Genomic DNA, 14,373 nt, shown 5'->3' with positions numbered 1-14,373 from the left:
GCACTTGGGCAACAGCTGGACGATTTTTACTAGTCATTGCTTCCTCATCCGAGGGTGGTGGCCTAAACCCATGAGGCGTACAAGCGCTAGCCATACTGGCGGCGGCCAGCATCAAACAGAGCAATTTCATTTCATTGCTCCTGTTTGAAGTTCTTCAAAGTTTCGAGTTTGTCATTTGACTGCTGCGATGGTGTCATGGGTGTTGCGATTGCGGGCGACGACTGCAACAACTGATTCATCAGCTCATTACTGCTCTGTTGAACTTGCGGTGCAAGTTTGTCAACCTGTTGGTATTGCGGAATCATGACAGGCGCTTTGTAGTCTGGGTTGGTTATCTTGGGTGAATTACTCTCAGGAATATTGCTCCACTGTGATTGGCACTCTTTGCCCGCCGTCCCATAACAATTATGCGGACTAACCGTCCCAAACAATGTGTTGAGTAAATTTGCAATAGGCCCGCGCTCTTCATCGGGCTTCGCTGTCACAACGCTCTTGGTTCCATCTGCGCTCACACTCGCGTAGGCATCATTTGTTTGATTTCCACCCACGATCACTGGCGTTTTTCCAATTAGGTCGCGCGGATGAACCACCGAATTGATCTGCGCATTTTCATTGCCTGTAACTTGCTGCAACGTCTGGTTGCCCGTTTCGTTGTTTTGCGCACCGCCGTAGTTGTTCAGCTCAATCTTGGGCTGGATGGTGTTGGCGGCCGCATCCTTCATACCGCCTTGGTTATTGATGGACTGCAAAGCATTGTCTGTGGTCAATGTCCCTCTGCTATGGCTGTCAATCACTATGGCATTACCTTGCTGCGCGGTTTGTTGCACGATCTTGGCGGTTTGCTCTTCTGCGTTGGTCAACCCGACGTAGGGCGTTGCGCCGCTTTTTTGCACGCCCGCAATGATGAGCTCAGACAAGGCATTATTCGCTACAGGTGCAAAGATGATGTATTGGTTCTCTGGCTTGTTGCTGTAGTTTTTGCTGCCGTCTTCGTTCATGGTGCCGCCGTTTTGTTGCGCGTATTTCACAGCGCCGTCTAGGTCGTTATAAATGCCGTTGTTGCTGATGTGAACTTTGCCGTCTTGTGGCGAAGTTTTAAGCGCCATAGCTTCTTGCTCTGTCAGCGCAACGGCACAACTCTTGTCGCTGCACCCAGGGGGCACTCTGTACATTTGTGCCCCCGCTTTGTACATGGTTCGGTAGGCTTCGTCGGTGAATGCCGTTGCCGCATTAAACGCCAACATATTGCTAGCCTGCTGCTCCTGCGCCGACTTCTGCAACCCCGCCACATCTGCCTTTGCAAGTGCGCGGCTAGTGTTGCTTGTGTCTGTGCCCACCGCTTTGCCGTTGCTATCCGTTAATGCGGTTTTGCTGGTGTCAGTCGACTTGCCACCTACTGTCACAGTTGCCCCACTGATCGCACTGGTCGTTGTACTGGCATCACTTTGGTTGGCACTGCCGTTGTTCAATGCATTGCCAGCTATGGCTTTGGCCATCGCGTATTTGCCATCCATCATGTTCGTGCCCACGCTCACGCCACTGCTGCTGGCACTGGCGCTCATGCTGTTGCTGATGTCGCTTGTTGTCAGCGTGTTGGTGGCCAGAGTGTTTTTACTGGCATCGCTGCCGCCCACAATCGTGGCACCTTTGAGGTCGGTGTTGCCTTGCACGTTGATGGTGAATCCACCTTCCCCCGCCTTAATTCCGCTTTGCTCATTCACGCTTGCGTAGTTGCTGTTGCTGTTTTGTTTGCTCTGGCTGAAGCTCGCACTGCCGCCCGTACCCACGATGGGGATGCTCAGCGCTATGCCTGTGGATTTTTGACTGGCTTGGCTGGTCGCTGTGTCCTGCAAGCTTTCTAGGTTGAGATTACCGCCCACTTCTGCCTTGACTTGGTTTGCCTTGACGTTACCGCCTTTGAGGTTGGTGTTTGCACCGCTGGTGATGTTGACCGTGTTGCCTGCACTCACATGACTGTTGTTGTACGTGGTGCTGTCGCTGTTGGCTTGGCCTTTGCCACGACTGGCAGCAATGTCTAGGCTTAGGCCTGCGCCGCCTGGACCAATGCCTACACTCACGCCCACGCTGGTGCTGCTGCTTTTGTTGCTGTTGCGGTTGCTCTCGGTGTCTGCGCTGGCGAGGATGTTGACGTCTTGGGTGGCGCTTAAGTTCACATCCTTGGCTGCAGACACATTGCTGCCTTGGATGGTCAAGTTGCCTTCGTCTGCTCCTTGGCCTGTGGCTTTGATGTTTACATTGCCACCGGCTTTGACGGTAGAGCCTGCGCCTGTATCGCTGGTGGTGGTGCTGTTGCTTTGGCTGCTAGAGCTGCCAATGCTTACGCTGACTTTGATGCCACTGGCTGCGGCTGCACCGGGTTGAGTTTTGCCATCCTCCCCTGGTTTGCCCATCACCCCATTTTTGTCATACGCGTCCTGCGTGACTTTACCTTGTTCGTAGGCGTCAGAGCCTTTGCCGAACGCGATGAGCGCATTAAGATTTCGGTTGCGATTGCTACTGCTGTCTTTGGCAGCTTGCACGGCTTGCGTGGTGGCTTGGACGCTGTCAATGATGCCGCCTTTTAAACCAACGGAAATGCTGGTTTGTTCAAACTTTTGCTCCGTGCTTTGTTTGCTTGTTTCGCGCGCTTCTTGAATATCTACAGTCTTGGCGGTGATGTTGATATCTCCCGTTGGTGTGAGCACATCGCTGCCCACTTGCTTGTACTGATCGCCTGCGGTGATGTTGAGGTTGCCGCCTACGCTGCCCACGGTGCTGGCCGCTACGGTGGTGCTGGTGCTTTGGCTGTCATCACTTTGTTTGGTTTTGCTGTAGCTCACTCCGATTGGATTAGTCCCAATACTCGAAATACTGAAGCCAGACTTGGTTTCTTGGCTGTAGTTGCTTTGCTGACTGGTGTTCTGCGCTGCTTCAATGTTGACATTGCCACCTGCTGTGAGCGTGGTTCCGCTATCACTCACCACATTAGAGCCTTTGACATTGATGTCCTTGGTCTTGGCCGCTATGTCTACCGTGCCACCACCAAAATTACTACCAACTGCTGAGCTGGTGTTGCTGACATTACGTGTCACCAAGGTTGACCCGCCCAAGAAACCACCGCCGCTCGATGTTTTATGCGCTTCGTCTAAGTTGGTGGTGTTCTCTCCGGCCAAGATGTTGACGCTGCCTGCAGCTTGTACGCCCAGTGCTTTGGTGGCCTGAACGTTGGCGGCTGAAGCTGTGAGGTCATTGCCTGCTTTGAGGTTGACATTGCCACCACCATTGATGGTGCTGCCCACGGTTTGCGTATTGCCGTAGTTCAAGTGGTTGTCCGCATCCCAAGTGATGTTGTTTTGTTCGCCAGTTTGGACAGACGCAAGGGTGAAGTTGTTGTCCGCGCTCAGACTGGTTGCACCGCTGCCTACATTTGCTACTACGCCTGCCACGATATTCAAGTCTCGTCCAGCGCTGGCCACCAATGTGCCGTTTGCTCCCGAGACGTACAAACCCGCCACACGGTCAACACCTGTTCGACTGAAGTTGGCTGAGCCAACTTGTATGTTGGTGCTCTGGGTGGTGGTTTGAATATTCAAGTCTCGCCCTGCGGTCGTACTCAGACTGTTGACTGCACCTATGTTGCCGCCAATGTTGTTGAGGTCTTGTCGTGCGGCCACACTCACATCGTCGCCGCCAATGCGCCCGCCTAAGTTGTTGATGTTTTCAGCAGTGAGGCTAACCACGTTTCGCCCTGCGATGGTGCCGCTGTTGGTCAAATCACCACTCAGGTTGATGTTCACGTCTTTGCCTGCGAGCAATGCGCCGCTGCCGTCTAAATCGCCGGGTTGGACTTTGACATACACCTGCGGGACAAGCACCTTTTGGCTAGAACCATCTGGCAGGCTGACGGTTTGCTCCACAAGCCATACGATATCGCTGGTGAGTTGGGCCACTTGCTGAGCAGTCAATGCAATGCCGGGGCGCAAGTTGTATTTCTGGCCGAACGTGATCGCGCTGGTCATCAGCGCTTTGTACTCTTGTTCGTCACTGGTGTAGTCGGCCAAGAAGCGGCGGCCTGTCAGCTCTGCCACCTGCTCGCGGATGAGCTTTTGTTCGTAGAAACCGTCGCCCAAGCGTTTTTGGGTGACTGTGGGATCAAGGCTTAAGCTCTGCGTCATGTAGTCGCTGCCTAGCCAAAGTTTTCGATCAATGAAACGGGTGTCTGTTTCAATCAAATAAGCAGACGTGAGCGATGGGTTGTTCTTGTACAGACTACTTGTGGGTAGTGTCGTCGGAGACACGGCCCCATTGCGTGCATTGGCAGACCCTGCGCCACTGGTACTACCCGAAACTGCAGCTTGAGTGCGCACGCCCACCTGTACGCCACTATTGCTGGATGCAGTGACTTGCGCCACGGAGACTGTGCTGTTGGCAGTGCTGTCATAAGCGCCTGTTTGCCATTCGTCATGGGCATGAACACAGTTGATTGAGATTTTTCCGCAAATACCAGAGCCTGGCACATGCACCAGGGTGTAAGTCGTTCCAACATCTCGAATGCTCTTGGTGGCCATCACGTCTGTATTTGCAAACGTAGAGGAACCAATATTCAATGCACCACCAACCAGAATGTGACTGGCATAGTTGGTGGCGTTGGATGAATTCAGCTTGATGTCACCGCCTGCCAGAATTTGCGCAGGATCACTGGCAGTTTGATATGGCAAATAAGTGGTGCGTGTAAACACCCGATATAAACCAGAATTGATATCTTCTCGAACGTCTAACTCTGTAGTCGCCACTCTGATTTCGTAAGCAAAGTGGTCATTAGTGTTGTTAACCGTGACGCTAGAAAGGCTTAAGTGACGGCCTGCCTCAATCGTTGCGCTGTTGTTATTTAACGTTGTCGCAGATCCAGTTGCTTGATGATTAGCGTCTAACGCTCCACCAATTGCCATGTCGCCAACGCTGTAAATAAGAGCATGCTCTCGGTTGGTCAATACACCGCTGATGCCAAGGTCTAGACGATCACGCGCTGCAATCGTGCCTGCTTTGGTGACCCCTGCAATGGTTTCGGTGTCGTTAGTGAGGTTAACCGCTGCAATTCTGAGGTGGTCGCCATAGATGCGTCCTGTGCCGATGTTGATCACCGTACCCGCGTTAACTTGCATATCCACACCGTCAATCAAGCCTCGGTTGGTCAAGGTGTTGCTGACATTGACTTGGGTGGTATTGGCCGATATCTCGCCTGTTACTGCGTTGTCAATGTTGTTGGCCGTGAGGTTGAGCGTATTGCCTGCTTGCAGTTTGCCGCTGTTGCTCACATTGCCGCTGGTGGTGAGTGTGGCGTTGCGGTTGGCAATGACTTGCCCACTGTTGCCGAAATCGTTATTGAGCGTGACACTGAGATCGTTTTTAGAGAGCACTTTGCCATCACCGCCCAAGCTACTAGCGACCACTGTAAGGGTTTTGTCGGCAATCAGCATGCCATCTGTGTTGGTGATGGCCAGTGTTCGGCTGGCTTGAGCCTGCACATCTTGCAAGGTCAGCGCGTTGCCTGCACTGATGAGGCCCGAGGTGTTGTCTGCCGTGCCAGCACTGGTAACAGACACGTCATGGTTGGCCCGAATGGCACCGGTGTTGTTGTTGAGCTTGGCGGTAGCAATGCTGACATCTTGACCTTCAAGGCCTTGGTTAGTTCCGCTGGTGCTGCCGTTGTTGACTTCACCCGCATTCAAGCTTGCGGTGGCTGCACTGCGAATGAGGCCACTGGTGTTGTTGATCAACCCTGTGGTGCCGCCGTTACGTGCTGTGAGGGTGAGGTGATCGAGCCCTTGAATTTGGCCGTTTTGGTTACTGATGTTGGCGCTGGTTGCTGTGAGCGCGCCTTTGCTACCGATGTAACCTGCATCGTTGTTAAGGTCACCTGTGTTGAGCGTGGTCGTGCCTTGAGCTGCAATGCCGCCTTTACCGTTGAGAGCCGCATTGCTGCTGGTGTAGTTGGCGGCATTGGTGTTTGTAAATGTTTGGTCGTGGGTGTTGATGACCAAATCACCGCCTACCTGTATCAAGCCAGCATCGTTGTTCAACGCATTAGTTTGCAAATTCGCTGCTTGGCCTGCTGCTAACGTACCTCCCGCATTATTGAAGTCTGCAGAAGATACAGTCAGGGTTTGGCTGGCAACTACTGTGGCATTTGCGGTGTTTAGATTGCCAGATGTTGTAATTTCTGCGTTTTTGGCACTGGTCTGGCTGCCAGACAAGTCAACACTGCTGCCTGTGAGCGTGATATTGCCTGCAGCTATGTTTTGACCATTGGCCGTGAGGCTTTGGGTTGTGGTGACATTCAAATTTCCATTGCTGGCTACTGTTCCATCAGTTTTAATGCCTGCACCCACAACGCTTGCTGAGGTGCTGCTCAGGCTGTTGGCTGTGATGCTGGTGTTGCCTTGTGCTGCGATGACGCCACTGTTAGTGACGCTGCCCGTTGCGCTGAGTGTTTGATCGTTACTTGCGTAGATTGCTCCACTGTTAGTGATGTTGCCTTGTGTGGTGATTTGCAGATTCGCACTGGCTTGCAGTGTGCCTGTCGTTGTCAACCAACCATTGTTTTGCAATACCAAGTCGCCACCCGTGGAGCCAATCGTCCCCGCACTGCGAACGCCCAAGCCTTGCTCGGTGCCGATGAGGTGAATCTTGCCTGCGTACATGCCACCAATTTGGGCCACGTCCAGCGCAAAAGTGGGTAATGCGCCTGTGCCTGCAATGGTGGTTGTGACAGGTGTTGTGTTGGCTCCAAGGCTGGAAGCGTCAATCTGGTTGGCACCTGTGACCAACTTGAGTTCATTCGCCCAAATGCCTGCGTTGACCTGTACAGCACGGGCAAGAATTGCGGAGTAGTCTGTGGTACTGAGGTCTAAACCGTTGTCATTGATGCTGATATTGCCACCTTGCACACGGTAGCCATCTAAGCTGCCGCCATTGACGATAGGTGTACCCGTGGTGAGTGTGGCTTTGCTGGTGTTGATAAAGCCACCTCCATTCACGCTGATGCCCGAGGGGTTGGCAATGATTACCTCGGCACGTTGCCCAGCGACTTCCACGTATCCATTCAGGTAACTGGGATTGGATGAATTCACCTCATTCAAAATGACACGGGCACTGCCCGTTGCTAACCACGGATTACCCTGTACCCAACCACCTTGTTGGGTTTGTACGCTGGTGCGGCTGTTGTTGAGGATGACGCCATTGCTCTGCACATCAAACTGGCTGTATACGTTGCGTGACACGCCTGCGGCACTGGGCGTTTGAATGTCCACTTGAGGGACACCGTTGGCGGTTTGCAGAACAGTCGGTTGTTGATTGCCCGGCGCATTACGGTAAGCCACCACTTGCGCGTGAGCGTTGGTTGTAGGCAATGCCCAAAGTACCGCACCTAGCGCACACAACACAGCAAAGCTGAGAGCACTGATACTGACGGTTGCATTGTCTACTATTGCTGTATGACCTGAGGCAACAGATTCCCCTATAGAACCTTTGCCCTGAGAGGATGAAGTTTCTGCCGCAGCCATGAGCTGCCCACGTCGTTTGTTGAAAATGATTCGGAATAAATTCTTGTTCATGGCGTCAACCCCTTGCTGTCAATATCTCAAACTCAATTCAATGGCGAACACAAATTTCGTTCGCCATTGATAACACCTACAAAATTAGAAGCGCGTACCCACAGAGACGGTGAAGCCTTTGGCTGATAAACCGTCTTGTTTGTAATAGTTCATGTAATCTACTTGGCCGTAGACATCTTTGGTGAATTGAGCTTGCATGCCGATGCCGTAGGACACCTTGGTTTTGGACACACTTGATGCTTCATCTTCATATTTGGAATGAGTCGCGCCAATGCGAGCAAAAGCTTCAACGTCTTTGGCAATTTCAATTTTTGGTTTTAAAGAAACACCGAATGCAGTTGCTTTAGCCGTGTAATTTGTACCTCCAACCACAGACGAATCTTTGGAAACAGTAAATGCATAACTGCCTTCAACTGATAAATTTTTATCAATCTCTTTACCAAAAGTAAATCGTGCCAGCTTAGGTGTGGCGTCAAAACCGTTGTTTTCATTTTTCAGATTTAACGCTAGATAACCTACCTCACCGTAGTAGCCTTGATTAGCCATGGATTGAGCAGAAACGGTAACTGCTGACACTGCTGCCAACAGTGCAACCAATGCGTGTTTAGAATTTTTCATTTTTAGTCTTTCAAGTAAATGTGACATTTGCCACGTTGCAATCACACCGATGTTTTCGATGCGCTCCTAAGACGAAGTTCGATTGACTTCGTCTTCGAGTTGGGTTGCCCTACGGGCTAATATGGGGCGGTTTTTCCACCACTGTTTGGCTTGCACAAGAGAGACGTGGTCACCTCGAAAAAGCATCACACGAAAACCTCTGTCACCACCGCGGTGATACAAGGACTTAAAACAGCAGCCTGTGAGTGCGGCACCTACAGCACGTCGAAATACCTTGCTGTGTCCAAACGGGGTCATCCAGTCGATTACCCACATGCGGTCACCGACAGCCCACTCTTGAGGGCTCAAGCCTTCGTCGGGGTTGTCCACATAGCGACTTTCGATTTCAGCCGTTAGATTCGCCCATGACATGTAGGCCACAGGGCGTATTTGTCCATCTATGTTTTCACTTGCCAGAATGAACTGCTGAGTTCTTAGCGCTGGCAACAACCACTGTGATAACTCTTGGAGGGGCAAGCGATTTTTATTGTTTGCATGCATAGCAAGCCACACGATGGAGCCAAATATTTCGGCCTCACTGTGTCCAGGCGCATTCAGCGCAGGTGCGGTAATGATTAAATTTCCGTACTGCATCGCGCGCTCTTAAAAACTCGCACTCAGGCTAAAACCTGCTGTGCTTCCTGATGTTTTGAAGTTATCGGGTTTATTGACAGGTGCGCCAATGAAAAAATCGTAATTCAGTTTTTGAATTGAGCCACGTAAACCCAATACCGCACCTGTCAGTCTTTTCGCGACGAGCAGTTCGCTACTGGGGCCACCTACTTGCCCTGTATCTAAGCCTAAATAAAACTCTTGGCCGCTGTCGCCCAAGGTAAAGCTCAAGTCGTTGCGCCAGAACCAGCCACGTTCCGCACTCAATACAGATTCACCGTCATAACCACGTACGGTGTAACGACCACCAATGACAAAACGATCTTGTTGCGTCAGTGGGGTTCTGTTTTTTTGAATGCGCCAAGAGCCGTTGTAGCGAATGCGCTGCACTTCATTATTTGGCCCGACCACCTTGAAAGGCAAGGTCAAATTGACATCGGCAATGACCAAGGCAAAACGCGAAGTCCCGTCATTGAAAGCCTCTTCAGGCGCTGGGATTGAACCGAATGCACCTGTACCACGCTTATAAGTTAGGTTGCTTTCAAGCGTCGCATCTTGGATGAAGGCTTTGTGATTGAGTATGCTGTCCCAACCACCCACCACACGGCGTTGCACATTGACTTCTGTGTCATCAATGTAGTTATTGCTTTTGCGCTGGAATGCACGGACTGCCAGATTGAGTTTTTGCTTGCCATCGCGCATCAACAAACGGTTGAGCTTGATCTCATTGTTCTCGCTGGTGCCTCGGTAAACGTAACTTTGGCTCAGTCCGGCCACAGTTTGGTAGTAACTACTGGCGCTAGATGTCGCCCCCAATGTCCAGTACCCCATTGGCATTGAGTAGTGGATGGTGTTGGCATGCGTTCCTCTTGGTCCACTGTCACCGCCGCCCATGCCATTGGTGTTGGTGACATAGAACAAGTCATTGAGGGTGAGTGCGTTGTCGTAGTTGACGGTCACGCTGCCTTGGTATCGACCTGTGGCTTTGGTGCCGCTGTCATCCGCATTGACAGTAAGCCTGAAGGGAAAAGGCTGACGGTACGAAACCACCAAATCACTGTCCCCCAACTGAGCACCGTCACCTTGTGCAGGCTCGATTTGAATATCGGCTTCCGCCGTGGGCACACGCTTAAGATTTTCTAAGGCTTGTTCAATGTCACGCAAGTTGAGGATGTCGCCCGCTTGCATAGGAAGGGCATTGCTCAAATTAACGCGTGGGTCTACAGGATCTGCAAGTCGAATGGCACGTATGCGTCCAGGTATCAGTGTGAGCGCCAAAGTGCCTTGGCTCATGTCTTGCTGACTGGCTAGAACCCGTGAGGTGACAAAACCACGATCTACCAAACCTTTCTGCGCCCGATCAATCAACCAAGCTACACCTTGTGCGCCAACGCATTGCGCGATAAAGACGGGCGCGTCGAGTGCAGTGAGTTGCTCAAGCAGCCAATCGAACTCAGGTAGCGGTACGCCCGAGCTGTTTTGAAGTTGAAGACGCTGAATCGAAAAGCAAGGCGTTTCGATGGGCAGTGTCTGCAAAGTCGATTTTTCTGGGACAGACAGTCGAACATCTGAGGTGCGCTCAAGTTGCTGCCTCAATTGCTGGTCTTGTTGCTGCTGTCTCTGCAACTCTTGCAGGTTACGAATGCCAAGATCACCCTCTTGTGCGGAAGTGATTTGGGCGGAGACATTGATGGACAAACATAAGACAGTCACTAGACTCGCAACTTGTTGTCCACGTCTTAGTACTAAGAGCTGTGCTGAATAATGAAGCATGCAAGTCATTCTTTAAATTAACTATTTATTACCCATAATATCCATCAATAATAAATTAGCAATTACTTTTAATTAAAAATTAGCATGCTGTTTAAAACACAACCAAGCCCTGAGCACGCACAGCAATACAAATCATGCACATGCATCCAAAACATGCACCTCTTTGGCGCATCAGCCTTGGCGCGTGTTTTGCTAGACAAACTACATGTCTATCCATGCCGCACTTCACCACGTCACCCAATACAGCTACGACCGACTGGTTGAGTTAGGCCCACAGGTCATTCGCCTGCGCCCTGCGCCGCACTGCCGCAGCAACGTGATTTCGTATTCGCTCAAGGTCGAGCCCGAGCACTTCATCAACTGGCAGCAAGACCCCTTCGCCAATTACCAAGCCCGCTTGGTGTTTCATGAGAAGACGACCGAGTTCAAAGTCACGGTGGATTTGGTGGTGGAGATGGCGGTGTACAACCCGTTCGACTTCTTCCTCGAACCACACGCCGAAAAGTTCCCCTTCGCCTACGGCGTCACCTCGGCCCAAGAGCTGGCACCCTACTTAGTGACCAACCGCTTCACGCCCAACTTCAAGCACTACTTCCACAGTATCGACTTCAAAGCCTTGAAGCGCGCGCCCATTCGCACCATCGACTTTCTGGTGGAGATCAACCGCAAGCTGCACGAAGACATTGCGTACACCATCCGCATGGAACCAGGCGTGCAAACGCCCGAAGAAACGCTCACCCTGCGCAGCGGCTCGTGCCGCGACACCGCGTGGTTGCTGGTCAACTTGCTGCGCCACTGCGGTTTGGCAGCCCGCTTTGCGTCTGGTTATTTGATTCAACTCGCCCCCGATGTGAAGTCGCTGGACGGCCCCAGCGGCACCGAGGTGGACTTCACCGATTTGCACGCCTGGTGCGAGGTGTATCTGCCCGGCGCAGGCTGGATTGGTCTTGACCCCACATCGGGCTTACTGGCTGGCGAAGGCCACATTCCGCTGGCTTGCACACCACAGCCATCGAGCGCTGCACCGATTGAAGGCTTGGTAGACGAAGCCGAGGTGGAATTTGGCCACGAGATGAAAGTCACCCGCGTGCTTGAATCACCACGCGTGACCAAGCCCTACACCGAAGACGAATGGACAGAAGTGCTGGCCTTGGGCGACGAGGTAGACCGCCGATTGGTGGAAGGCGATGTGCGACTGACCATGGGTGGCGAGCCCACCTTCGTCACCGTGCACGACCGCGACGCACCAGAATGGAACACCGATGCACTAGGGCCGACCAAACGCGGCTTTGCCACCGAATTGGTGCACAAGCTGCGTGCCGAATATGGCGATGGTGGTTTCTTGCATTTCGGCCAAGGCAAGTGGTACCCGGGCGAGCAGTTGCCGCGTTGGGCGCTGGGCATTTACTGGCGCACCGACGGCCACCCTTGCTGGCACAACCCCGATTTGTTTGCCGACGAACGCGTGCCCAGCCAATACACCACCGAAGACGCGCAACGCTTCACCCAAACCCTCGCACACAAGCTGGGGCTGGACGACCAATACATCACCCCCGGCTATGAGGACACGTGGTACTACCTGTGGCGCGAGCGACGCTTGCCCGTCAACGTGGACCCGTTTGACGCCAAGCTCGACGACGAGATGGAGCGCGTGCGCCTTCGCCGCGTGTTTGACCAAGGCTTAGACAAAACCGTGGGCTATGTGTTGCCTCTCAAAGCGGGTGAAGTGGCAGGCGGCCCACGCTGGAGCACCGGCCCTTGGTTCTTGCGCGACGAGCGCATGTACCTCGTCCCCGGCGACTCGCCCATGGGCCTGCGCTTGCCACTCGACTCACTGCCGTGGGTGAGCCAAGCAGACTATCCCTACGCGATTGAGCAAGACCACTTTGCCGAACGCAAACCCCTACCCCACGCAGCGGCCTTGCGTGCGCAGTATTCGCACCATGCACGCCACACGCACTTCGACCACAACATTGGCCACCACATCAACACGCATGTGGCGGGCGGCGGCCTAGCCCAAGGCGGCACAGTGGGTTTGCAAACTGGCATGGGCCAAGACGGCTTTGTGCCCGATACCCCGCATCCTGTACCAGCCAAAGACCAATCGGCGCATTGGATTACCCGCACCGCCATTTGCGTGGAAGTGCGTGACCCATCGCGTGCCAACGGCCCCGCCGTTGAGTTGAAGGCGATGGAAAACCCACAAGGTTTGATTTATGTGTTCATGCCGCCACTCGGCGACTTGGAAGACTACCTAGAGCTGCTCAGCGCCATCGAAGCCACGGCGGAAGAGTTGGGCGTGCGCCTTGTGTTGGAAGGCTATCCGCCCCCACGCGATGTGCGACTGAAAGTACTGCAAGTCACGCCTGACCCCGGTGTGATTGAGGTCAACATCCACCCCGCCCACAACTGGCTGGAAATCGTGGACCACACCGAGTTCTTGTACAAAGCCGCGTTTGAATCGCGCCTGTCTGCCGAGAAGTTCATGACCGATGGCCGACACACCGGCACAGGCGGCGGCAACCACATCGTCATGGGCGGGGCCACGCCTGCGGACAGCCCGTTTTTGCGCAAGCCAGAACTGTTGGCATCGCTCATCTTGTATTGGCACAACCACCCCAGCTTGAGCTACTTGTTCAGCGGCATGTTCATTGGCCCCACCAGCCAAGCACCGCGTGTGGACGAAGCGCGAAATGACCAAATTTACGAGCTGGAAATTGCGCTGGCAGAAATTCAAAAGAACCGCGAAAAGTTTGGCGCTGATATGCCGCCTTGGATCGTGGACCGCACGCTGCGCAACTTGCTGATTGACGTCACAGGCAACACGCATCGCAGCGAGTTTTGTATCGACAAGCTGTACTCGCCCGATTCATCTACCGGACGTTTGGGCTTGCTCGAACTACGCGCTTTTGAGATGCCGCCGCACGAACGCATGAGCATCGTGCAGCAGCTCTTGCTGCGCGCACTGGTGGCTCGCTTTTGGGAAGCACCCTACCAAGCCCATGCGACGCGTTGGGGCACCGAGCTACACGACCGCTTCTTATTGCCACATTTCGTCAAAGCTGACTTTGACGATGTGCTGACCGAGTTGGGCGACTGCGGCTTTCAGTTCGACCCCGCATGGTTTGCCCCACACTTTGAATTCCGCTTCCCACGCGTGGGCGATTTGCAAACACTGGGCATCAACCTCACCCTGCGCAACGCCTTGGAGCCTTGGCACGTCATGGGCGAAGAAGGGTCGAGTGGCGGCACGGTGCGCTATGTGGATTCGTCACTCGAACGCATCGAGGTGCATGTGGCAGGCCTCAATCCCAGCCGCCACACCATCACGGTCAACGGCACGCCACTGCCGTTGCAACCCACGGGCACGGTGGGCGAATACGTGGCCGGTGTGCGCTACCGCGCATGGGCGCCGTCATCAGCCTTGCACCCCACCATTGGCGTGCACGTGCCGCTGACGTTTGACATTGTGGATACCTGGATGAAGCGCTCGGTGGGTGGCTGCCAGTACCACGTGGCGCACCCGGGTGGTCGCAACTACGACAGCTTTCCTGTCAATGCGTATGAGGCCGAGAGCCGCCGCTTGTCGCGCTTCTTCCCGCTGGGCCACACGCCGGGCAAGTTGGATGTGCCGCAAGCCACCGTGGGGCTGCCTGCTAGCAAAGAGTTCCCCTTCACGTTGGATTTGCGACGGGTTTAAAAACATGGCCAAACCCGA

At 53.5% G+C, this 14,373-nt stretch carries 5 protein-coding genes and 1 pseudogene; 1 reads left to right on the top strand and 5 read right to left on the bottom strand.

Annotation, left to right across the window (positions count from 1 at the left end; all coding sequences use genetic code 11):
* Positions 1 to 131: 131 nt before the first annotated feature.
* From C5F52_RS05275 to C5F52_RS05260, 5 genes and pseudogenes are all read right to left on the bottom strand, one after another.
* Entirely contained in the window at positions 132 to 7,409 is a 7,278-nt protein-coding gene (locus C5F52_RS05275) for a hemagglutinin repeat-containing protein (protein ID WP_236657742.1), read from the bottom strand.
* Between the two features lie 96 nt (positions 7,410 to 7,505).
* A pseudogene (locus tag C5F52_RS30410) lies at positions 7,506 to 7,613 on the bottom strand (ESPR-type extended signal peptide-containing protein); the annotation flags it as partial.
* An 84-nt stretch (positions 7,614 to 7,697) separates the two neighbouring features.
* Positions 7,698 to 8,231, bottom strand: a complete 534-nt coding sequence (locus C5F52_RS05270) for a porin family protein (protein ID WP_161499654.1) — start codon at positions 8,229 to 8,231, stop codon at positions 7,698 to 7,700.
* A 66-nt stretch (positions 8,232 to 8,297) separates the two neighbouring features.
* Positions 8,298 to 8,864, bottom strand: a complete 567-nt coding sequence (locus tag C5F52_RS05265) for a toxin-activating lysine-acyltransferase (protein ID WP_104797298.1) — start codon at positions 8,862 to 8,864, stop codon at positions 8,298 to 8,300.
* A 9-nt stretch (positions 8,865 to 8,873) separates the two neighbouring features.
* Positions 8,874 to 10,418 carry a ShlB/FhaC/HecB family hemolysin secretion/activation protein gene (locus C5F52_RS05260; protein ID WP_369951896.1) on the bottom strand — a complete coding sequence of 515 codons (1,545 nt, stop codon included), beginning with the start codon at positions 10,416 to 10,418 and terminating at the stop codon, positions 8,874 to 8,876.
* Between the two features lie 442 nt (positions 10,419 to 10,860).
* Between C5F52_RS05260 and C5F52_RS05255 the strand changes: the two genes are divergently transcribed.
* Positions 10,861 to 14,355, top strand: coding sequence for a DUF2126 domain-containing protein (locus tag C5F52_RS05255; protein ID WP_104797296.1), 3,495 nt, complete (start codon positions 10,861 to 10,863; stop codon positions 14,353 to 14,355).
* The last annotated feature ends 18 nt before the right edge of the window (positions 14,356 to 14,373 follow it).

Source organism: Limnohabitans sp. TS-CS-82, assembly GCF_002943475.1.
Note: the sequence above shows the minus strand (reverse complement) of the source record. Positions and strands in the feature narration are given on the sequence as shown.

Coding starts and splice junctions, on each gene's coding strand:
- C5F52_RS05270 (WP_161499654.1), bottom strand. CDS start 8,231: ATGAAAAATTCTAAACACGCATTGGTTGCACTGTTGGCAGCAGTGTCA.
- C5F52_RS05265 (WP_104797298.1), bottom strand. CDS start 8,864: ATGCAGTACGGAAATTTAATCATTACCGCACCTGCGCTGAATGCGCCT.
- C5F52_RS05255 (WP_104797296.1), top strand. CDS start 10,861: ATGTCTATCCATGCCGCACTTCACCACGTCACCCAATACAGCTACGAC.